Here is a 21008-nt window from a genome sequence, read left to right as displayed (position 1 = left end):
GGCTTCGCCGTACCCGCTCCCGGCCCCACCGCCCCGGCCAACGCAAGAGCGCCCCCGGTCCGACCCGGAGGTCGGACAGGGGGCGCTCTCAAAAGGCCGTGCTACGACCTCAGTTGTCGCCGTCCTCGTCGATCAGGAAGCCCCGCATCGGCGCCGGCGCCTGCTGCATCGGCTGCGGAGGCTGCGGCCGGACGGCCGCCATCGGCTGGGTCATCCCGGCCGGCTGCATCTGCGGCGCGCCGGTGTTGCCACCGGACGGCTGGCCGCCGAAGCTCGGCGCCGGCGGGTTCCCGCCGAAGGAGCTCTGACCGCCGAACGACGGCGAGTTGCCGCCGAAGGACGGCTGGTTGCCACCGAAGGACGGGGCACCGCCGCTCATCGCACCGGCACCGGCCGGCGCCATCGACGAGGCCGCCGGCGGCAGCGACGCGGTGGCGGGGATCCGCGGCGGGGCGAGCGAGTCGTCGGCCTGCGACTCCAGCTGGCGCAGCTGGGTCTCCAGGTACGACTTGAGGCGCGTACGGTACTCACGCTCGAACGCCCGCAGGTCCTCGACCTTGCGCTCCAGCGTGGCACGCGCGGACTCCAGCGAGCCCATCGCGACGCGGTGCTTCTCCTGCGCGTCCCGCTCCAGGGCGTCCGCCTTGGCTCGGGCGTCGCGCTCCAGGCCCTCGGCCCGGCTGCGGGCCTCGCCGACGATCTTGTTGGCCTCGGAACGGGCCTCGGAGATCGCCTGGTCGGCGGTCTGCTGAGCGAGCGCCAGGACGCGGGCGGCACTGTCGCCACCGGGGCCCTGCTGCTGCTGCATCGGACCGCCGAGCGGGCCGCCCATCTGCTGCTGCGGGCCGCCCATGGGGCCGCCCATCGGCTGCATCTGCTGCTGGCCCATGCCCTGGCCCATCGGGTTGCCCATCTGCTGCTGCGGGCCACCGGGGCCGCCCATGGGCTGGAGCATCTGACCGCCCATCGGCTGGACCAGCTGCTGCTGGCCGCCCATGGTCTGGCCCATCTGCTGCTGCGGGCCGCCCATCTGCTGCGGGCCGGCGGGGAGCTGCGGGGCGCCGGAGGGCAGGCCGAGCGGCTGGTTGCCCATCTGCTGCTGCGGACCACCCATCTGCTGCTGCTGCGGGCCGCCCGGGCCCATCTGCTGCTGCGGACCACCGGGGCCCTGCTGGCCGGGGATCGGCGGGCCGGATATGGCGGCCGGGACGGGCGCGCCGGGACGGGAGTCCTGCGGCGGTTCCTTCCGCATGTTGGCCTGGTTCTGCGCGGCGGCGCGAGTCGCGGCGGCCAGCTTGGCGCGCAGGTCCTCGTTCTCGCGAAGCAGACGGGTCAGCTCCGCCTCGACCTCGTCGAGGAAGGCATCGACCTCGTCCTCGTCATAGCCTTCGCGCAGACGGACGGTCGTGAACTGCTTGTTCCGAACGTCCTCGGGGGTCAATGGCATCTCTTCACCTCAACGTGATCGTCGGCACACCGGCATCCTGTCGCATCGCTCACCTACGACTAGGGCCGCACAAGCGAGATCAGGACATACACAATGATCATCAGTACGAAGAAGGACAGGTCGAGCGCCACGCCCCCGAAACGCAACGGCGGGATGAACCGCCGAAGAAGCTTGAGCGGCGGATCCGTGACAGTGTACGTGGCCTCCAGGACCAGGACCATGGCCTTACCCGGCCGCCACGAACGCGCGAACTGGAAGACCCAGTCCATGACCAGTCGCACAAGCAGGAACACCAGGAAGACGGTCAGGGCGTAGTAGAGCACCGCCCACACGATGTCCATCGCGTTTCCCTCTCCCCGGTCCCGGGCCCTTGGGCCTGCCGCTCGTCGCCTGTCGGTAATCCACTGTTGATCAGATCCACACGTAAAGTCGTGGCCGGGTCAGCTCTGGTTGAAGAACCCACCCTCGGCGATCCGAGCCTTGTCCTCCGCCGTGACATCGACGTTAGCAGGCGACAGCAGGAACACCTTCTGTGTCACGCGCTCGATACTGCCGTGCAGACCGAAGACGAGTCCAGCGGCGAAGTCTACGAGCCGCTTCGCGTCGGTGTCGTCCATCTCGGTCAGATTCATGATCACGGGGGTCCCGCCACGGAACTGTTCCCCGATGGTACGGGCCTCGTTGTAGGTCCGGGGGTGCAGCGTGGTGATGCGGTAGGGCTCTCGTTCGTTCACTACCTTGGGCATGATCACCGGGGCGCTCTTCTCCAGGTTGTGGCGGCGTTCGGGTGTGATGGACGACACTGGGGCCATCCTCGGGGTCTCCTGCCGGATCGGCACCGCGGCCGCGACCGGCTGCGGGGTGATCGAGGAGACCGGGGCGGGTGCGGCGGCCGGCCGGGGAATGTCCTCGGTCCGCTGTCCCGTTCGAATCGGCTCGGGGTCCGCGTCGTAGTCGTCGTCAGGGTCGTACCCCTGGCCGTCGTACGTCTCGTCCTCCACGAGGCCGAGGTAGACCGCCATCTTGCGCATTGCGCCGGCCATGCTCCTGTCTCCTCCGCTCATAGCCACCTCGCTGGCGCTCGGTGGCGGCTTCGCGAAACGCGCACCTTCCGATGGTCGCCCGCTCCGCTCGCTCCGTGCGGACCGGCTCCGTCCCGGCGGCCAGGCCGTGCGGCCCTGCCTGCGGATTCCGCGGTCCACCCACGACGGCCCGTCAGGCCGACGGCCGGTCAGAGTTCGTGGAGTGGGGGCCGCGGAGCTGCGATCCACGGTTCGCTAGCGCTCCGAGGAGCTGCTAGATTCTGTCCTATTTTGTCCTGCAGTCTGATCTACTACCCGGTGACGTTACCTGAGGGGTGACCTCACTCCGAGTACCGCCGTTCCGACGCGCACATGTGTCGCCCCGGCGGCAATCGCCTGCTCAAGGTCACCGCTCATCCCTGCGGAGACCATGGTGGCAGCAGGATGGGCCGTCCGTACGGCGGTTGCGATTTCCGTCAGCCGCTCGAAGGCCCGAGCCGGGTCTCCGGCGAGCGGACCGGCCAGCGGAGCGACGGTCATCACACCGTCCAGCCGGAGCCCGGGCGTGTCGGCGATCGCGTCGGTGATTTCCGCGACGTCCTCCGGGGCGACTCCGGCCCGGTGGGCGCCCTCGCCGTGCTCCTTGTCCAGGGCCACCTGCACCAGGCAACCCAGCTCCGGGCGCTCGGACTTGAGCACCGCGGCGGAGAGCGACTCGACCAGCCGCAGCCGGTCCACCGAGTGCACGTGGTTCGCGTACCGGACGACCGAGCGGACCTTGTTGGTCTGCAGCTGTCCGACGAAGTGCCAGTCAAGAGGAAGGTTTCTGCACTGCTCCGCCTTGGGTGCGGCGTCCTGGTCGCGGTTCTCCGCGACGTCCGTCACACCCAGCCCGGCCAGCAGCGCGGTGTCCTCGGCGGGGTAGGTCTTGGTGACGACGATCAGGGTGACCTCGTCGCGCGCCCGTCCGACGGCCGCACAGGCGTCGGCGATCCGCTGCTCGACCACGTCGAGGTTGGTCCCCAGCTCCTCGTAGCGGGCCCGCTGGCCCTGCGTCAGCGCCGCCGACCAGCTTGGATCGGGGAAGGCGGCGCCGCCCGGGAACGGTCCGTAGATGTCGTTCGTCATCAGTGATCAGTGCCCAACCAGACGTAGCTCGCGAGCCGGCCGGTGCGCTGCTCGCGGCGATAGGAGTAGTGATCGGCGGATTCGAGGGTGCAGACCGGTGATCGCACCAGCTCGGTGACCCCCGCGGCGGCCAACTGGGCCGCGGCTCCCTCCGGCACGTCCAGGGCCGGCGTTCCCCAGGAGGTCTCGGCGAACGCGGCGGGCACCACCGCGGCGACCTCGGCCCGCAGGTCGGCCGGCACCTCGTAGCACCGGCCGCAGACCGCGGGGCCGGTGGCCGCGACGATCCGACCCGGCTCGGCCCCCAGTTCGATCATCGCCCGCACGACCGCGGGAACCACCCCGGCCGCCAGCCCGGGCCGGCCCGCGTGGGCCGCGCCCGCCACGCCCGCCACCGGGTCGGCCAGCAGCACCGGGGTGCAGTCGGCGGTCAGGACGGCGAGCGCGAGCGGCCGGTCGGTGACCACCGCGTCCACCGTCGGGGCCTCCCCCGGCGGCTGGCGCTCCGTCACCACCGCGACCTCCGCGCCGTGCACCTGGTTCATCCAGACCACGTCGACCGGGTTCAGTCCGAGCTCCCGGGCGACGATCGCCCGGTTCTCCCGGACGGCCTCCGGGTCGTCCCCCACCGCCCCGCCGAGGTTGAGCTCCCCGTACGGCGAAGTGCTCACCCCGCCCCACCGATCGGTGAAGGCGAAGTGAGCACCCGCGTGTACTGCGTGATCGATCACTTAAGGAAATCCGGGACGTCGAGCTCCTCCGCCGCGCTCTCCACGAACGGCTGTCGGGCCGGCTGCACCTGCGGCGGCACCGGGGCGGCGGTCGTGGTGGCCGAGGTCTCGGCGGCGCGCGGCGTGGAGGTGTGGGTGTCACCCTCCGAACGGGACGTCACCGAGCCGATGCTCCCGTAGGACGGCCGGGTGGCCGGGCGCTCCGGGGTGGTCGGCGTCGTGGTCGCGGCGGCGGGGGTGGCCTTGACCACCGGGTCGCGGACGATCGCCGGCGGCTGCCCGCCGTCGAAGCCGGCCGCGATGACGGTGACCCGGACCTCGTCGCCGAGCGCGTCGTCGATGACCGCGCCGAAGATGATGTTGGCCTCGGGGTGCGCGGCCTCGCTGACCAGCTGGGCCGACTCGTTGATCTCGAACAGACCGAGGTCGGAGCCGCCCGAGATCGACAGCAGCACACCGCGGGCGCCGTCGATCGAGGCCTCCAGCAGCGGCGAGGAGATCGCCATCACGGCGGCCGCCTTGGCACGGTCCTCGCCGCGGGCCGAACCGATGCCCATGAGCGCCGAACCGGCTTCCGACATGACGGACTTGACGTCGGCGAAGTCGAGGTTGATCAGGCCGGGGGTGGTGATCAGGTCGGTGATGCCCTGGACACCGGAGAGCAGGACCTGGTCGGCCGAGCGGAATGCGTCGAGCACGCTGACCTGGCGGTCGGAGATGGACAGCAGCCGGTCGTTGGGGATCACGATGAGGGTGTCGACCTCCTCGCGCAGGCTCGCGATGCCGTCCTCGGCCTGGTTGGCGCGGCGCCGGCCCTCGAAGGTGAAGGGGCGGGTGACCACGCCGATGGTCAGGGCGCCGAGCGAGCGGGCGATGTTGGCGACCACGGGCGCGCCGCCCGTGCCCGTGCCACCACCCTCGCCGGCGGTGACGAAGACCATGTCGGCCCCCTTGAGGACCTCCTCGATCTCCTCGCGGTGGTCCTCGGCGGCCTTGCGGCCGACCTCGGGGTTGGCGCCGGCGCCGAGGCCCCGGGTGAGTTCACGGCCCACATCGAGCTTGACGTCGGCGTCGCTCATCAGGAGGGCCTGCGCATCGGTGTTGATCGCGATGAACTCGACGCCCTTGAGACCGACCTCGATCATCCGGTTGATGGCGTTGACACCACCGCCGCCGATTCCGACGACCTTGATGACTGCGAGGTAGTTCTGCGGTGCTGCCACGTCGAAGGCCTCTCGCCTCGAATTTCCGGGTCGACCCGACCCGACGGGGGGTCGTGCCGACGGATGTCGATGGGTAGGGAGCCTGGTTTCCGACTGAATGTCCGAAATGCCGACCGCCGACCCCAACCCTAAACTTGACCTTTAGGGTTAGTCCTGTGCCTCCGTCACATCACCAGGGGGCACAGTCTGGTGACACAGGACACTAGGTGGCTCCAGGCACGTGTTTCAACGAACACGCCGAGCTTCCCTTTTTCTTTTGAGCCTATGTGATCATCGGCCGGCGAATGAAACCGGGGTGACCACCAAGGGTCGGGCTGACACTTCACAGCGTCAACCCCTCCCTCAGGCACAGAACCTACCGGATCATCCCGACACCGCCGGCGCCTCCGGCGCACTCACGTCGAAGTTCGTGCCCTTCTGCGTCATCAACGCGACCAGCGTCCGGGCCTTGCGATCGGTCTGCTCCGGGCTCCCCCAGTGCACCGTCGCACCCCCGCTGAGCTGCAGCTGAATATCGTCGTACGAGTGCACCAGCACCGCCCCGGCCCGCTTCGCCACCTCGGGCGGCAGCCCGGCGGCCACCGACACCGCACCCTGCACCAGCTGCGAACGGGAGATCACCCCGTCCCCGTCCTTCGCCTGCTGACTGAGCCGCAGTTCCACCACCGGCACCCCCTCCGGCGGGGCCGCCTCGGTGGCGAAGCTCACGCCGCCGGCGTCCACCTGGGTGAACTGGCCGTCCTCCCCCTTGACGGCGGCCACCGCGGCACGCTGGACGACCTTCACCTGCAGGGTGTGCGGCCAGCCCCGCCACACCTCGGCCTTGGCCACCCGGGGGATCGCCTCCACCCGGTGCTGGACGGCGTCCAGGTCCACCCGCGCCAGCGGGCCGTCGCCGACCCGTCCGATCGCCTCGCGGACCTGGTCCGCCGTCAGCTTGTCGTCCTTCGGTCCCTGGACCGCGACCTCGCGCACGTCCAGCAGCGAGGAGAAGAACACCACCCAGGCCAGCACGCCCAGCACCGCGGCGCCGAGCACGCTCAGCACCACGATGCCCCGCCGGGAGAGCCGGAGCCGAGGAGCGGACTCCTCGTCCTCCAGCTCGTCCTCCAGCGGGTCGGCGAGCCGGCCGTCAGCCACGGCGGCGACCGCCGCGGGAGGCCTGGATCGCCTCGTAGACCATGCCGACCAGCAGGTCGTCGGCGTCCCGGCGGCCGAACTCGGCGGCGGCCCGGCTCATGTCCCACAGCCGCTGCGGGTCGGTGAGCACCGGCAGCACGTTCTGCAGCACCCAGTCCGGGGTCAGCTCGGCGTCGTCCACCAGCAGGCCGCCGCCGGCCTTGACCATCGGCTGGGCGTTCAGCCGCTGCTCGCCGTTGCCGATCGGCAGCGGGACGAACGCGGCGGGCAGCCCGACGGCGGCCAGCTCGGCGACGGTCATGGCGCCGGCCCGGCAGAGCATCAGGTCCGCGGCCGCGTAGGCGAGGTCCATCCGGTCGACGTACGGCACCGCCCGGTACGGCGGCATCCCGGGGATGTCCTCGACCTGCGGCAGCTCGTTCTTCGGGCCGACCGCGTGCAGGATCTGCACGCCGTACTGCTGGAGCCGCGGGGCGATCGCGGTGACCGTCTCGTTGAGCCGGCGCGCGCCCTGGGATCCGCCGGAGACCAGCAGGGTGGGCAGGCGCTGGTCGAGGCCGAAGTAGTGCCGGGCCTCCGGTCGGGCGGCGCCGCGGTCCAGGGTGGCGATGGTCCGGCGCAGCGGGATGCCGATGTACCGGGAGTCGCGCAGCTTGCTGTCCGGCGTGGAGACCGCCACGAAGTCGGTGTAGCGGGCGCCGATCTTGTTGGCCAGGCCCGGACGGGCGTTCGCCTCGTGCACCACGATCGGCACGCCGGCCCGCTTGGCGGCCAGGTAGGCGGGCATCGCGACGTAGCCGCCGAAGCCGACCACGGCGTCCGCGTTGACCCGTTCGATGATCTCCTGGGCGGCTCGTACGGTACCGCGCAGCCGGCCGGGGACGGTGATCAGCTCGGGGGTGGGCTTGCGGGGCAGCGGGACGGCCGGGATGAGCTCCAGCTGGTAGCCGCGCTCGGGCACCAGTCGGGTCTCCAGACCGCGTTCGGTTCCCAGGGCGGTGATCCCGACGGACGGGTCATGCCTGCGGAGGGCGTCCGCGAGGGCCATGGCCGGCTCGATGTGACCGGCGGTCCCCCCGCCGGCGAGTACGACATGCACCGAAATTCACCGCTCCCTGCGTGCCGGCCCCGGGGCCGGGCGCGCTGTGGTTCGTCGTCGTGGCAGCACCCGGGCCAGTCGTCTCCTGATCCGGGAGTTCTTGCTCCGGGCGGCCAGGGCCGCCTTCGCGCCCGAGGTGCTGCGTGCCAGGCACAGCAGCACACCGATCGCGGACATGGCCGACAGCATGGCGGAACCGCCGTAGGAGAACAGCGGGAGCGGGACGCCCGCGATGGGCAGCAGTCCCAGCGCCGACCCCAGGTTGATCATGGCCTGCGCCATGATCCAGGTGGTGGCGGCTCCCGCGGCGTACCTGACGAAGGGATCCTTCGTACCGATGGCCACACGGATACCCGCGTAGCCTAGTGCCGCGAAGAGACCGATCACCGACAGCGTCCCCACCAGGCCCAGTTCCTCGCCGGTCGCGGCGAAGATGAAGTCGGTGTGCGCCTCGGGCAGCTGGCCCCATTTCTCCACGCCGGCGCCGAGGCCGGTGCCGAAGCCGCCGCCGAGCGCGAACGAGTAGACACCGTGCAGGGCCTGGAAGCAGGCCCCGTCGGGGTCGAGCTTGGTGACGCCGATGCAGCCCAGGCGCTCCGCCCGGTGCGGGACCGTGATGACCAGCGCGGTGCAGACGACCACGGCCACCCCGAGGGTGGCCACGAACAACCGCAGCGGCGCACCGACCATCCAGAGCAGCGCGAACAGCATCGCCACCAGGATCATCGAGGTGCCCATGTCGCCGCCGAGCATGATCAGCGCGAGCAGCAGCAGGGCGCCCGGCACCAGCGGGACGAGCAGGTGCTTCCAGGAGGTGAGGGTGCCGGCCTTCTGCTTGCGGGCGAGCAGGTCGGCACCCCAGAGCACCAGCGCGAGCTTGGCGAACTCCGAGGGCTGGAACTGGAAGAACCCGAAGTCCAGCCAGTTCTGGTTGCCGTTGATCCGCACCCCGATGCCGGGTACGGCGACCAGCGCGAGCGCGCCGATCACCCCGAACATCACCGGGTAGACGATCACCCGCAGCACCGCCAGCGGTACGGAGGCGAAGCCGATCAGCAGGACCAGGCCGAGGATGGCCGCGATCAGCTGCTTGAGGAAGTAGTACTGCGCCGAGTGGTGCTGGCCCAGGGCGAGGATCTGCGAGGCCGAGAAGACCATCATCAGGCCGAGCACCACCAGCAGCAGCGTCGTGCCGACGACGAGCAGGTAGGGCGTGAGCGGCCGGTCCAGCCAGTACCGCACCCGGTCCCGGAAGGCCCGCACCCGGGCCAGCGGTCCGGCCGACTTGTACTTGGTCGTGGTGGCCGAGATCACGCGCCACGGCTCGGCGGCGTCCTGCTTCGTACCGCCGGAATCCGCTCTGCCCTGCCCCGCCACCGCTCCCCGCTCACTCTCTCCGTACGACGCCCTCGCCCGCCTGCTACGCGCCCGCCAGCTCCCGGACGGCCGCCGCGAACAGGTCGCCGCGCTCGCCGTAGTTGGTGAACATGTCCATCGAGGCGCAGGCCGGGGCCAGCAGCACCGTGTCACCCGACCGGGCGAGCGACGCGGCCGTCCGGACGACCTCGGCCATCGCCACCGCGCCAGTCTGGCCCTCGGCCGCCTCGATCACCGGGACATCCGGAGCGTGTCGCTCCAGCGCCGCCCGGATCAGGGCCCGGTCCTCGCCGATCAGCACGACCGCGCGCAGCCGCTCGGCCGCGCCCTGGACGAGGTCGTCGAAGGTCGCGCCCTTGGCCAGGCCGCCGGCGATCCAGACGATCGGCCGGTAGGCGGCCAGCGAGGCGGCGGCGGCGTGGGTGTTGGTGGCCTTGGAGTCGTCGATGTAGGTGACCTCGCCGACCACGCCAACCTCGGCGATCCGGTGCGCGTCCGGGCGGAAGGCCCGCAGGCCCTCCCGGACGGCCTTCGGCTCGACCCCGTACGCCCGGGCCAACGCCGCCGCGGCGAGCGCGTTGGCGATGTTGTGCGGGGCAGCAGGGCGGCGGCGCGCGGTGCCGTCCTCCGAGGCGACGGGTGGGCTGATGTCCTCGACGGAGCCCAGCTCGGCCGCGTTCTTGGCCCGGTCGGCCACGAACGCGCGGTCGACCAGCAGCCCGTCCACCACGCCGAAGTTCGACGGGCCGGGCGCGCCGAGGCCGAAGCCGATCGCCCGGCAGCCCTCCTCGACGTCGGCCTCGCGGACCAGCGCCTCGGTGGCCGGATCGGCCAGGTTGTACACGCAGGCGACGGTGTTGCCCTCGTAGATCCGGCCCTTGTCGGCGGCGTACGCCTCCATCGAGCCGTGCCAGTCGAGGTGGTCGGGAGCCAGGTTGAGCACGGCCGCCGAGTGCGGGCGCAGCGAGGGCGCCCAGTGCAGCTGGTAGCTGGAGAGCTCGACGGCGAGCACGTCGTACGGCTCCTCCGCGAGCACCGCGTCCAGCACCGAGACCCCGACGTTGCCGACGGCGGCGGTGCGCCGGCCGGCGGCGCTGAGGATCGAGGCGAGCATCTGGACGGTGGTGGTCTTGCCGTTGGTGCCGGTGACGGCCAGCCAGGGGGCGGGCTCGCCGGTGGCGGCCAGCGGCCTGCGCAGCCGCCAGGCCAGCTCGACGTCGCCCCACACCGGGACGCCGGCCGCCTCGGCGGCGGCGAACAGCGCGCTCCCGGGCGCCCAGCCGGGCGAGGTGACGATCAGCCGGGTGCCCTCGGGCAGGCTGTCGCCGTCGCCGAGGCGCACCGCGACGCCCAGCGCCTCCAGCTCGGCGGCCCGGGCGGTCAGGCCCGCGCCGCTGCCGCCGTCCACCACGGTGACCCGGGCGCCGAGGCCGTGCAGGACGCGCGCGGCGCTGATGCCGGAGACGCCGAGCCCGGCGACGACGACGGGCAGGTTCGCAAAGTCAGGGTTCGTCATCCGGTCCGGTATCCCGCGTAGAAGAGGCCGAGGCCGACGGCCACGCAGAGGCCCTGGATGATCCAGAAGCGGACCACGACCAGGACTTCGCTCCAGCCCTTGAGTTCGAAGTGGTGCTGTAGGGGTGCCATCTTGAAGACGCGCTTGCCGGTCATCCGGAAGGAGCCGACCTGGATGATCACCGACAGGGTGATGATCATGAAGAGGCCGCCGAGCAGGATGAGCAGCAGCTCGGTGCGGGAGCAGATCGCCAGACCGGCCAGGGCGCCGCCGAGGGCGAGCGAGCCGGTGTCGCCCATGAAGATCTTGGCGGGCGAGGTGTTCCACCACAGGAAGCCGAAGCAGGAGCCCATCAGGGCGGCCGCGACCACCGCGAGGTCCAGCGGATCGCGGACGTCGTAGCAGCTGTTGGTGGCGGAGAAGAAGTACGCGCAGCTCTGGCCGTACTCCCAGACGCCGATGAAGGTGTAGGCGCCGAAGGCCATCACCGAGGCGCCGGTGGCGAGGCCGTCCAGACCGTCCGTCAGGTTCACGCCGTTGGACGTCGCCGCGATCATGAAGTACGCGAAGATGACGAACAGCACCGGGCCGATCGACCAGCCGTAGTCCCGGACGAAGGACAGGTGCTGGGAGGCCGGGGAGAGCCCGCGGTCGTCCTGGAACTGCAGCGCCAGCACGGCGAAGGCCAGGCCGACGATGGACTGGCCGGCCAGCTTCGCCTTGGCCCGCAGACCGAGCGAGCGGCGCTTGACCACCTTGATGTAGTCGTCCAGGAAGCCGACCAGGCCCAGACCGGTCGTCAGGAAGAGCACCAGCAGGCCGGAGGCCGTCGGGCTCTCGCCCGTTATCGCCTTGGTCGCGAAGTAGGCGATCAGGGTCGCCAGGATGAAGGCGATGCCGCCCATGGTGGGCGTGCCCTTCTTGCTGTGGTGCGCCTTCGGCCCGTCGTCGCGGATGTACTGGCCGTAGCCCTGCCGGGCGAGCAGCTTGATCAGGGCGGGGGTGCCGACCAGCGACAGGATCAGCCCGATCATGCCGGAGAAGAGGATCTGCTTCATTACTCGGCCACACCGTCCGCGAGGAGGGCTTCCGCCACCTTCTCCAGCCCCACCGAACGGGACGCCTTCACCAGGACCACATCCCCCGGCCGCAGCTGACTGCGCAGCAGCTCGACCGCCGCGTCCGCGTCGGACACCAGCACCGACTCCTCACCCCACGAACCTTCGTTCCTCGCGCCGAGTTCCATGCAGGCCGCCTCGCGTCCGCCGACCGCCACCAGCTTGGTGACGTCCAGCCGGACGGCGAGCCGTCCGATGGCGTCGTGCTCGGCCAGGCTCTCCTCGCCGAGCTCCCGCATCTCGCCGAGCACCGCCCAGGTGCGGCGGCGCTCCGGGCCGCGTCCCCCCATCGAGACCAGCGCCCGCAGCGCGGCCCGCATCGAGTCGGGGTTCGCGTTGTAGGCGTCGTTGACGACGGTGACACCATCGGCCCGGTCGACGACCTCCATGCGCCAGCGGGACAGCGCACCCGCTTCGCCCAGGGCGGTCGCGGTGTCGTCGACGGACATCCCGAGCTCCACCGCCACCGCGGCGGCGGCGAGGGCGTTCGAGACGTGGTGCTCACCGTACAGGCGCAGCTGCACGGGCGCGGAACCGGCCGGGGTGGTGAGCGTGAAGGACGGCCGTCCGGTGGCGTCCAGACGAACGTCCGTCGCCCGGACGTGGGCGTCCGGGGATTCCCCGAACAGGACCACCTTGGCCTTGGTACGGGCGGCCATCGCGCGCACCAGCCGGTCGTCCGCGTTGAGGATCGCGGCGCCGTCGGCGGGCAGCGCCTCGACGAGTTCGCCCTTGGCCTCGGCGATCGCCTCCTGCGAGCCGAACTCGCCGACGTGCGCGGTGCCGACGTTCAGCACCAGGCCGATCCGGGGCGGGGTGATCGAGGTGAGGTACTCGATGTCGCCCTTGTGCCGGGCGCCCATCTCCATGACCAGGTGCCGGGTGCCGGGCTCGACCCGCAGCGCCGTCATCGGGTGGCCGATCTCGTTGTTGAGCGAGCCGGGCGGGTAGACCGTCGCACCGAGGCGCTGCAGCAGCTGGGCGATCAGGTCCTTGGTGCTGGTCTTGCCGGCCGAGCCGGTCAGCGCGACGACGGCGGTGCCCTCGGCGCGGGAGACCACGGTCCGGGCCAGCTTGCCGAGCGCGTCCACCACACTGTCGACCAGGACGGCGGGCACGCCGACCGGGCGGGAGGCCAGCACCGCGACGGCGCCGGCCCCGACCGCGGTCGTCGCGTAGTCGTGGCCGTCCACGTGCTCGCCGACGAAGGCCGCGAACAGGCCGCCGGGGCACACCTTCCGCGAGTCGACCTCGACCGGGCCGGTCACCTTGGTGTCGGGGTCGGCGCCGTCCAGGGTGCCCCCGACTGCGGCGGCCACCTCGGCGAGGGTCAGTGCGATCACTGCTGCTCTACTCCTCGGTCGCCCCGGGCGGCCGTGGTCTGCACGATGGATTCGCGCAGCACCTCCCGGTCGTCGAAGGGGCGGATCTCGTCTCGTACGTACTGGCCAAGTTCGTGGCCCTTGCCGGCCACCAGCACGGTGTCCCCGGCGTGGGCGCGGGCGACCGCGAGCCGGATCGCCTCGGCCCGGTCGGGGACGACCAGGACGGCCCCCCGCTCGGCCTCGGGCACCGCGGCGGCGCCGGTCAGCATGCTGGCCAGGATCGCCAGCGGATCCTCGCTGCGCGGGTTGTCGCTGGTCAGCAGGGCGGTGTCGGCGAGCCGGGCGGCGATGGCGCCCATCGGGCCGCGCTTGTGCGGGTCGCGGTCGCCGCCGCAGCCGACGACGACGTGCAGCCGGCCCTTGGTGACCTCGCGCAGCGAGCCGAGGACGGCCTGCAGGGCGTCCGGCTTGTGCGCGTAGTCGACCACGGCGACGAACGGCTGTCCGGCGTCCACCCGCTCCAGCCGGCCCGGCACGCCGGGCACCGCGGCGACGCCGGCGACGGCCTGCTCCAGCGGCAGCCCGGCGGCGACCAGCAGGGTGATCGCGGCCAGCGCGTTGGACACGTTGAACGGGCCGGGCAGCGGCACGGCCGCGTCGGCCTCGGCGCCGTCCGGGCCGACCACCCGGAAGGTGGAGCCGACCGGGCCGAGCTGGACGTCCACGGCCCGCCAGTCGGCCTCGACGGCGCCGGCGGCGGAGAAGGTGGTCACCGGGATCTTGGCCTCGGCGGCCAGTCGGCGACCGTACTCGTCGTCCACGTTGACCACGCCGTGGCGGGACTTGCCGGGCTGGAAGAGCCGGGCCTTCGCCTGGAAGTAGTCCTCCATGTCCGGGTGGAAGTCGAGGTGCTCGGGGGTGAGGTTGTTGAACAGGGAGACGTCGTACGTCACGCCGTCGGTGCGGCCGTAGACCAGGGCGTGGCTGGAGACCTCCATGGTCACCGCGTCCGCGCCGCGCTCGGCCATCACGCCGAGGATCGCGTGCAGGTCGGTGGCCTCGGGGGTGGTGCGCTCGCTCTTGATCCGCTCGCTGCCGACCCGCATCTCGACGGTGCCGATCACCCCGGGGGCGCGCCCGGCGCCGAGCAGGCCGCCCTCGACCAGGTAGGAGGTGGTGGTCTTGCCGTTGGTGCCGGTCAGCCCGAACATCAGCAGCCGCTCGGAGGGGCGGCCGTAGACGGCGGCCGCGAGCTCGCCCATCCGGGCCCGCGGCCGGTCGACGACCAGCAGCGGCAGGCCGGTGCCGGCCGCCAGTTCGGCGCCAGCCGGGTCGGTGAGCAGTGCCACCGCTCCCGCCGCCGCGGCCTGGGCCGCGAAGGCGGCGCCGTGGTGGTTGGCGCCGGGGAAGGCCACGTACACGTCGCCGGGGCGCACCGCGCGGGAGTCGTGGGTGACGCCGGTGACCGGGCCCCCCTCGACGGGCGCCAGGCCCAGCTGGCGGGCCAGCTCGGCGAGCGGCAGGGCGGCGGTCCCGGCCGGGCGTGGCGGACTCACGGTGGTTTGATCGGGTTTCGGCACGGCGGGAAGGCTATCCGCCGAAGGGTGCCCAGGGCCAAACCGGGCCCTCGCCGCGCCGTCGTCCCGCCCGGTCCGCTCGTTGCTCATCCTCGCTCACGGCTTCCACTCGACGGGCAGGTTGGGCGCCTGGCTGCCGCTCGGCGGGACCTGCATGGTCTTCAGGGTGAACTCCATCACCTGCTTGAACACGGGGCCGCACAGCTGGCCGCCGAAGTGGCCGTTGACCGGGCCCTGGAGGGTACAGGAGACGGTGTACCGGGGGGCGTCGGCGGGGGCGAAGCCGATGAAGGAGGCGGTGTAGCCGTCGTAGCCGACACCGTTGGCGGCCCCCCGGTTGGCCGTGCCGGTCTTGCCGGCGACCCGGTAGCCGGGGATGGCGGCCTTGCCGCCGGTGCCCTGCTCGTCGTCGACGACCGACTCCAGCATCGAGGTGAGGGTCTTGGCGGTCTCCGGGCTGACCACCCGGGTCTGCTCGCCCGGCGGGGTCGGGGTGTACTTGCCACCCGGGCTGGTGATGCCCTGGACGATGCTGGGCGCGACCCGGACGCCGCCGTTGGCGATGGTCGAGTAGACCGAGGTGGCCTGCAGCGCGTTCATCTGCAGCGGGCCCTGGCCGAAGGAGGTGTTGTACTTCTCCGAGGCGACCAGGTCCTCCGGCTTCTTGAGCATCCCGGAGGCCTCCCCGGGGAAGTTCAGGCCGGTGGGCTGGGCGACGCCGAACTTGCGCATGTAACTGTCCAGGACCTTGTTGGCCTCCAACTGGTTGGCGCCGAGGGTCTCCATCGCCTCGATGGTGCCGATGTTGGAGGACTTGGCCAGCACCCCGGCCAGGGTCAGGTACCAGGTGCCGTGGAAGACGTCGTCCTTGAACTCCTGGCCGGCCCGGACCAGCGGGTAGGGCACGGTGACCTTGGTGTCCCAGGTGGCCTTGCCGGTGTCCAGGACGGCGCCCAAGGTCATCAGCTTGGCGGTGCTGCCCGGCTCGTACGCGTCCTGCAGGGCGGGGTTGCCCAGCTGGGACTGCTTGGCGGTGCTCAGGTCGTTCGGGTTGAAGCCGGGCGCGGTGGCCATCGCGAGGACCTGACCGGTCTTCACGTCCTGGACGACGACGTAGCCCTTCTCCGCGCCGGAGTTGGCCACCTGGTCGGTGATCGCCCGCTGGGCGGCCCACTGGATGTCCCGGTTGATGGTCAGCTTGACGTCGTTGCCGGGCACCGCGGGGTCCATCGAGCCCCCGGCGGTGGGCACCAGCCGGCCGCCCGCCTGGGCGTAGCTGCTGTGCCCGTCCTTGCCGGCCAGCTGCTTCTGGTACTGCAGCTCCAGGCCGCCGGCACCCTCGCCCTCGCCGTTGACGAAGCCGACCAGGTTGGCGGCCAGCCCGTCCGCGGGGTAGATCCGCTTCTGGGTCTCCCGGTTGAACACGCCGGCCAGCGGGTTGGCGCACTCGTTGTCGACCCGGGTGCGCCCGCCCTGCTCGACGGACTTGGTCAGCAGCCGCTTCTGGGCCTGGCAGGTCCGCGAGCCGGCCTGCTTCTCCAGGCCCGCCTTGAGGTCGCTGATCTGGGACTTGGTGGCCGGGCTCTGCTGGGCGGCGAGCCGCTTGTAGCGGGTCTTGGGGGTGTGCAGGTCGGCGGCGATCTTCTCCTTGGGCACGCCGAGGATCGGCGCCAGCAGGGCGGCCGCCTGCTCCGGGGCGTCCGGGATGCCGGTCGCCGCCGGGGTGAACATCGCCGGGTCGGCGGTGATGTCGTACGCGTCGACGGTGGCGGCCAGCGCCACCCCGTCGGAAGACGTTATCGAGCCGCGCTCGGCGGTGATCGGGATGTTCTGGTAGCGGTTGGTGTTGGCGTCGGCGGCCAGCGCGTCGGAGTCCAGCAGCTGGAGCTGCACCAAGCGGCCGGCGAACACCGAGAACACCAGCGACATCACCACGGTGATCACCCGCAGGCGGCGCTTGGGCTCGGCCAGCCGGAGCGCCTTGGGGCGCTGCGGGCGGCGCGGCCGGACGGCGGCCTGGCTCCGGACCGGCGGACGGCCCTCGGGACGGCGCTGCTGCGGCGCGCGGGGCGTACGGGCGGCGGCCTTGGCGGGCTGGCCCTTGCCGGGCTGCGGCGACCGGGCCGGCTGGCCCTTGGCGGGTTGCCCCTTCGTGGGTTGACCCTTGCCGGACTGGGCCTTGCCGGACTGGCCGCGCGGCGCGGCCGGGCGCGGCGCGGCGCCCCTGGGCGGCTGGCGGCGGCCGTTGCCGGATCCGCCGGACGGCTGGCGTGGCGTGGTCATCGGCCCGCACCCCCGTTCGGATGCGGCGCGGGCGCGGCCGGGGAGGCCGGGTTGATCTGGACCACGGAGTCACCGGCCGTCGCCGCCGGGCTCGGCGCGCCCGGAGCCGGGCTCGACGGCGCGCTCGGCTGGGGAGCCGGCGCGGCACCCGGCTGGGCACCCGGCGACGACTTCATCGGCCACGGCTCCACCGTCGAACGCTTGACCGGCGGGCTGTCCTGCGCCGGTCCGGGAGTGCCGATCACCTTGCCGCCGTTCGGGACGTCGAGGAAGGCCATCCCGCCGGCCGGGACCATGCCCATCTCGGCGGCCCTCCGGGCCAGCGCGTCCGGCGCCGAGCTCTGGTCGATCTGGTGCTGGAGGCCCTGCTGTTCGTCGGTCGCCACGGTGGTCTGCTTCTGGAGCCGGGACAGTTCGAACGAGCCCTCGTTGAGCGCCGTGTTCAGCGCCAGCAGCCCGAGCAGCCCCGCCGCCAGCAGCACCACCACGAGCACCGCGAACGGCGTACGCCCCCGCACCGAACGCCGCCCCGGCCGGACCGTGATCCGTGCCCTGCCCTGTCCGGGGACTGCTCCCCGCCCCGCCCGGACCTCACCGGCCACCGGCCCCACCGCTCTCCTCCGCCCTTCGGACCCCGCCGGGGCCGACGTTTCAGCCCCGCTTGCTTCGGTCCCTGATCCTCTCCGCCACCCGCAGCCGTACGGGCGCGGCGCGCCGGTTCTCCTCGATCTCCTCCTCCGTGGCCAACTCGGCACCACGGGTGATCAGCTTGAGCCAGGGCTGGTGCTCCTCCGGGATGAACGGCAGCCCCGGCGGCGCGGTGTCGGTCGCCCCGGCGGCGAAGTACTGCTTCACCAGCCGGTCCTCCAGTGACTGGTAGGACATCACGACCATCCGACCGCCGATCGCCAGGGTCTCCAGGGCACCCGGGATCGCCCGGTCCAGGACCTCCAGCTCGCCGTTGACCTCGATCCGCAGCGCCTGGAACGTCCGCTTGGCGGGGTTCCCGCCGGTCCGGCGGGTCGCCGCCGGAATGGCGTTGCGCACCAACTCGACCAGACGCGCGCTGTTGGTGAACGGTTCCTTCTCCCGCTCCCGCAGGATCACCGAGGCGATCTTCCCGGCGAACCGCTCCTCGCCGTAGACCTTGAGGATCCGGGCCAGGTCACCGTGGCTGTAGGTGTTCAGCACCTCCGCCGCGCTGATCCCCCGGGTCTGGTCCATCCGCATGTCCAGCGGCGCGTCCTGGGCGTACGCGAAACCGCGGTCCGCCTCGTCCAGTTGCATCGAGGAGACGCCGAGGTCGAACAGGATGCCGTCCACCCGGTCGATGTCCAGGCGCTCCAGCACCTCGGGGATCTCGTCGTAGACGGCGTGCACCAGGGTGGCCCGGTCGCCGAAGGGCGCCAGCCGCTCGCCGGACAGCTTCAGCGCCTGCGGGTCGCGGTCCACCGCGACCAGCCGCACCTGCGGGAACTGGGTGAGCAGCGCCTCGCTGTGCCCGCCGAGGCCGAGGGTGGCGTCCACCACCACGGCCCCGGGGCGCGAGATGGCCGGAGCCAGCGCGTCCATGCACCGCTGCAGCATCACCGGAACGTGCTTGGGGCCCGGATCGTTGGTGGTCATGCGCGGGGGCGCCCTTCCTCAGGTGCGGAGCAGCCCGACGTCCGGGAGCTCCGACCATTCTCGCCCACCGCTCCACGGCACGACGACGCGGCCCGTGGTCCCCGCCCGCTCAGGGGGAAGATCGTGACCGCCCGGCGCCGGGGAAGGTGCGCCAGGTGAGCACGGAGCGGGTGGAGGCCACGGGCCGCATCGAACGGGCCACCCGGTCCGGAGAGGCCCGGTTGACGGGCCCCGGCGGGTGTGCTCCACTACGCCGCAACTCTATCGCGCGGACCCCGCCAGTCAACGGTCCGCTCCGGCGCACCACCCGGGCGGCCGTACGGATCACCGCAGGTCGCGGCCATGGGAGTGGCTCCGCGAAGGCCTCGACCGGGGGCCCGCGGGAGCGGCCGCGCGCCCCGTCCGCGCACCCGCTCCGCGGCCACCTCGGGACCAGGTCGGACAAACCCGCCCGAACGCGCGCAGCGGCCGGTCCGTTGTGGCTATGCACTCGATCACAGCGGCCCGATCTGTAGCTCTCCACCCCACCGCGGACGCCCGAATCGCACTAACGTCGCCACCATGACAGTGACCCCCGACCGGCCCACGCCGAACGCCGCTGCCGACTCCCCGAGCCCCGCCATCATCGACCGCTTCGTCACGGCCAACCGCGAGTACGCCGTGACCTTCCGGGACGGCGGCATGGACGCCCGCCCGGTGCAGAAGATCGCCGTGGTGGCCTGCATGGACGCCCGCCTCGACCTGTTCGCGGCGCTCGGCCTCGAACTGGGCGACGCACACGTCATCCGCAACGCGGGCGGCGTCGTCACCGACGACACCATCCGTTCCCTGACCATCAGCCAGCGTGCCCTCGGCACCCGCTCGATCGCGCTGATCCACCACACCGGCTGCGGCCTGCTCGGGCTGACCGAGGACTTCCGCCGCGAGCTGGAACTGGAGGTCGGCCAGCGCCCGCAGTGGGCGGTGGAGGCCTTCGTCGACCTCGACGGCGACGTCCGCCAGTCCATGCAGCGGGTCCGCACCTCGCCGTTCCTGCTGCACACCGACGACGTCCGCGGCTTCGTCTTCGACGTCCACACCGGACTGCTCCGCGAGATCCACTGACCCGGCACCACCCGGCCGACGGCGTCCGGGCATCCGGGGCTCTCCCGAGGGTGACTTCTGGCCACCTGGCAGGGGAGAATGCGCCTGCCGGTCTGACCCCGAACCACCTGGGGCGGCCAGGCCGCAGGCCGCTACCCCGGCGCCGGATCCGCGACGGAACCGCCCCAGGAGCGGCCGCGTCCAGCATGGGGTGGGGTCCGGCCTCGGGGTGAGGCGGGCACAGGGTGCCAGGGAGCGTATACGGGTGACGAGCTACAGCGATCAGGCCGGTCTCGGCGGTCCCGCGGTGGGAGAGCAGGGGTCCGACGGGCACCACCGGGTCGGACTTCCCGAGCTCGCCGCGGTCGTGGACCGGATCCGCGCCAACGTCGAGAGCGTGATCGAGGGCAAGCCGGAGGCCGTCCGGATCGCGCTGACCGTCCTGCTCGCCGAGGGCCACCTGCTGCTGGAGGACGTGCCCGGCGTCGGCAAGACCATGCTGGCCAAGGCACTCGCCCGCTCGGTCGACTGCACCGTCCGCCGCATCCAGTTCACGCCCGACCTGCTGCCCTCGGACGTCACCGGCACCAACATCTACGACCAGCACCAGCGCGACTTCGAGTTCCGCCCGGGCGCGATCTTCGCGCAGATCGTGGTCGGCGACGAGATCAACCGCGCCTCGCCCAAGACCCAGTCCGCGCTGCTGGAGTCGATGGAGGAGCGCCAGGTCACCATCGACGGCACCAGCTACGAGCTGCCCTCGCCGTTCATGGTCGTGGCCACCCAGAACCCGGTCGAGATGGAGGGCACCTACCCCCTGCCGGAGGCCCAGCGCGACCGCTTCATGGCCCGGATCTCGATCGGCTACCCCAGCCCCGAGGCCGAGTTCGCGATGCTCGACGTGCACTCCGGCGCCAGCCCGCTGGAGGACCTCCAGCCGGTCGCGCACGCCGCCGACATCCTCAAGCTGATCGACCTGGTGCGCACCGTGCACGTCGCCGACCCGGTCCGCCGCTACGCCGTCGACCTGGTCGGCGCCACCCGCACCAGCCACGAGCTGCGCCTGGGCGCCTCGCCGCGCGCCACCCTGCACCTGGTCCGGGCCGCCCGCGCCGCCGCCGCGCTCGACGGGCGCGACTACGTCACCCCGGACGACATCCAGCGCCTGGCCGTACCCGTGCTCGCGCACCGCCTGATGCCGACCGCCGAGACCCAGCTCAGCCGCCGCACCTCCGAGCAGATCGTGGCCGACCTGGTCGCCCGCCTGCCGCTGCCGCGCCCGCAGGGTGGCCCGGCCGTCCGGAGGGGCTGAG

18 protein-coding genes are annotated in these 21008 nt (G+C 72.2%); 2 read left to right on the top strand and 16 right to left on the bottom strand.

The features are described from left to right. Window positions 1-109: 109 nt before the first annotated feature. From ACIO5E_RS02330 to rsmH, 16 genes are all read right to left on the bottom strand, one after another. Entirely contained in the window at window positions 110-1447 is a 1338-nt protein-coding gene (locus ACIO5E_RS02330) for a DivIVA domain-containing protein (protein ID WP_400662580.1), read from the bottom strand. 59 nt (window positions 1448-1506) lie between these two features. Then, window positions 1507-1788, bottom strand: coding sequence for a YggT family protein (locus tag ACIO5E_RS02325; RefSeq protein WP_063347232.1), 282 nt, complete (start codon window positions 1786-1788; stop codon window positions 1507-1509). Between the two features lie 99 nt (window positions 1789-1887). Further along, a complete protein-coding gene (locus tag ACIO5E_RS02320) occupies window positions 1888-2490 on the bottom strand; it encodes a cell division protein SepF (RefSeq protein ID WP_280674448.1) in 603 nt (200 codons plus the stop codon). 303 nt (window positions 2491-2793) lie between these two features. Next, on the bottom strand, window positions 2794-3597 hold the full coding sequence (locus ACIO5E_RS02315) for a YggS family pyridoxal phosphate-dependent enzyme (RefSeq protein ID WP_400662576.1): 804 nt from the start codon (window positions 3595-3597) through the stop codon (window positions 2794-2796). Beyond that, window positions 3597-4328 carry a peptidoglycan editing factor PgeF gene (gene pgeF, locus ACIO5E_RS02310; RefSeq protein WP_400662573.1) on the bottom strand — a complete coding sequence of 244 codons (732 nt, stop codon included), beginning with the start codon at window positions 4326-4328 and terminating at the stop codon, window positions 3597-3599. The genes ACIO5E_RS02315 and pgeF overlap by 1 nt, the downstream gene beginning before the upstream one ends. After that, entirely contained in the window at window positions 4325-5551 is a 1227-nt protein-coding gene (gene ftsZ, locus ACIO5E_RS02305) for a cell division protein FtsZ (protein ID WP_400662571.1), read from the bottom strand. Before ftsZ ends, pgeF begins: the two co-directional genes overlap by 4 nt. A 363-nt stretch (window positions 5552-5914) precedes the next feature. Then, on the bottom strand, window positions 5915-6691 hold the full coding sequence (locus ACIO5E_RS02300) for a cell division protein FtsQ/DivIB (RefSeq protein ID WP_400662568.1): 777 nt from the start codon (window positions 6689-6691) through the stop codon (window positions 5915-5917). After that, entirely contained in the window at window positions 6684-7790 is a 1107-nt protein-coding gene (gene murG, locus ACIO5E_RS02295; protein WP_400662565.1) for an undecaprenyldiphospho-muramoylpentapeptide beta-N-acetylglucosaminyltransferase, read from the bottom strand. The genes ACIO5E_RS02300 and murG overlap by 8 nt, the downstream gene beginning before the upstream one ends. Before the next feature lie 6 nt (window positions 7791-7796). Further along, complete coding sequence (gene ftsW / locus ACIO5E_RS02290; RefSeq protein WP_400662562.1) at window positions 7797-9104, bottom strand: putative lipid II flippase FtsW; 1308 nt, start codon at window positions 9102-9104, stop codon at window positions 7797-7799. A gap of 106 nt (window positions 9105-9210) precedes the next feature. Then, window positions 9211-10683 (bottom strand): UDP-N-acetylmuramoyl-L-alanine--D-glutamate ligase, encoded by a 1473-nt coding sequence (murD, locus tag ACIO5E_RS02285; RefSeq protein WP_400662559.1) that lies wholly within the window; start codon window positions 10681-10683, stop codon window positions 9211-9213. Continuing rightward, a complete protein-coding gene (gene mraY, locus ACIO5E_RS02280) occupies window positions 10680-11741 on the bottom strand; it encodes a phospho-N-acetylmuramoyl-pentapeptide-transferase (RefSeq protein ID WP_280674462.1) in 1062 nt (353 codons plus the stop codon). The genes murD and mraY overlap by 4 nt, the downstream gene beginning before the upstream one ends. Continuing rightward, entirely contained in the window at window positions 11741-13144 is a 1404-nt protein-coding gene (gene murF / locus ACIO5E_RS02275; RefSeq protein WP_400662556.1) for a UDP-N-acetylmuramoyl-tripeptide--D-alanyl-D-alanine ligase, read from the bottom strand. Before murF ends, mraY begins: the two co-directional genes overlap by 1 nt. Further along, a complete protein-coding gene (locus ACIO5E_RS02270; RefSeq protein WP_400662553.1) occupies window positions 13141-14706 on the bottom strand; it encodes a UDP-N-acetylmuramoyl-L-alanyl-D-glutamate--2,6-diaminopimelate ligase in 1566 nt (521 codons plus the stop codon). The genes murF and ACIO5E_RS02270 overlap by 4 nt, the downstream gene beginning before the upstream one ends. 93 nt (window positions 14707-14799) lie before the next feature. Next, complete coding sequence (locus tag ACIO5E_RS02265) at window positions 14800-16986, bottom strand: penicillin-binding transpeptidase domain-containing protein (RefSeq protein ID WP_400662550.1); 2187 nt, start codon at window positions 16984-16986, stop codon at window positions 14800-14802. Beyond that, on the bottom strand, window positions 16983-17504 hold the full coding sequence (locus tag ACIO5E_RS02260) for a cell division protein FtsL (protein WP_400662547.1): 522 nt from the start codon (window positions 17502-17504) through the stop codon (window positions 16983-16985). The genes ACIO5E_RS02265 and ACIO5E_RS02260 overlap by 4 nt, the downstream gene beginning before the upstream one ends. Window positions 17505-17637: 133 nt before the next feature. Continuing rightward, on the bottom strand, window positions 17638-18612 hold the full coding sequence (rsmH, locus tag ACIO5E_RS02255; protein WP_400662544.1) for a 16S rRNA (cytosine(1402)-N(4))-methyltransferase RsmH: 975 nt from the start codon (window positions 18610-18612) through the stop codon (window positions 17638-17640). 561 nt (window positions 18613-19173) lie between these two features. Between rsmH and ACIO5E_RS02250 the strand changes: the two genes are divergently transcribed. Then, window positions 19174-19716 carry a beta-class carbonic anhydrase gene (locus ACIO5E_RS02250; RefSeq protein ID WP_400662542.1) on the top strand — a complete coding sequence of 181 codons (543 nt, stop codon included), beginning with the start codon at window positions 19174-19176 and terminating at the stop codon, window positions 19714-19716. Between the two features lie 346 nt (window positions 19717-20062). Next, window positions 20063-21007: a MoxR family ATPase gene (locus ACIO5E_RS02245; protein ID WP_280674820.1), complete on the top strand. Its 945-nt coding sequence runs from the start codon at window positions 20063-20065 to the stop codon at window positions 21005-21007. The last annotated feature ends 1 nt before the right edge of the window (window position 21008 follow it).

Origin of the sequence: Kitasatospora sp. NPDC087314 (genome assembly GCF_044744365.1) — a bacterium.
Taxonomy (GTDB): Bacteria; Actinomycetota; Actinomycetes; order Streptomycetales; family Streptomycetaceae; genus Kitasatospora.
The sequence above is the reverse complement of the archived record's forward strand: the minus strand, read 5'-3'. Positions and strand labels throughout refer to the sequence as shown.

Excerpts from the sequence above, each read along its gene's own strand:
- ACIO5E_RS02315 (WP_400662576.1), bottom strand. The coding sequence starts at position 3,597 with ATGACGAACGACATCTACGGACCGTTCCCGGGCGGCGCCGCCTTCCCC.
- rsmH (WP_400662544.1), bottom strand. The coding sequence starts at position 18,612 with ATGACCACCAACGATCCGGGCCCCAAGCACGTTCCGGTGATGCTGCAG.
- ACIO5E_RS02320 (WP_280674448.1), bottom strand. The coding sequence starts at position 2,490 with ATGGCCGGCGCAATGCGCAAGATGGCGGTCTACCTCGGCCTCGTGGAG.
- murD (WP_400662559.1), bottom strand. The coding sequence starts at position 10,683 with ATGACGAACCCTGACTTTGCGAACCTGCCCGTCGTCGTCGCCGGGCTC.
- ACIO5E_RS02325 (WP_063347232.1), bottom strand. The coding sequence starts at position 1,788 with ATGGACATCGTGTGGGCGGTGCTCTACTACGCCCTGACCGTCTTCCTG.
- mraY (WP_280674462.1), bottom strand. The coding sequence starts at position 11,741 with ATGAAGCAGATCCTCTTCTCCGGCATGATCGGGCTGATCCTGTCGCTG.
- ACIO5E_RS02265 (WP_400662550.1), bottom strand. The coding sequence starts at position 16,986 with ATGACCACGCCACGCCAGCCGTCCGGCGGATCCGGCAACGGCCGCCGC.
- ACIO5E_RS02330 (WP_400662580.1), bottom strand. The coding sequence starts at position 1,447 with ATGCCATTGACCCCCGAGGACGTTCGGAACAAGCAGTTCACGACCGTC.
- ACIO5E_RS02250 (WP_400662542.1), top strand. The coding sequence starts at position 19,174 with ATGACAGTGACCCCCGACCGGCCCACGCCGAACGCCGCTGCCGACTCC.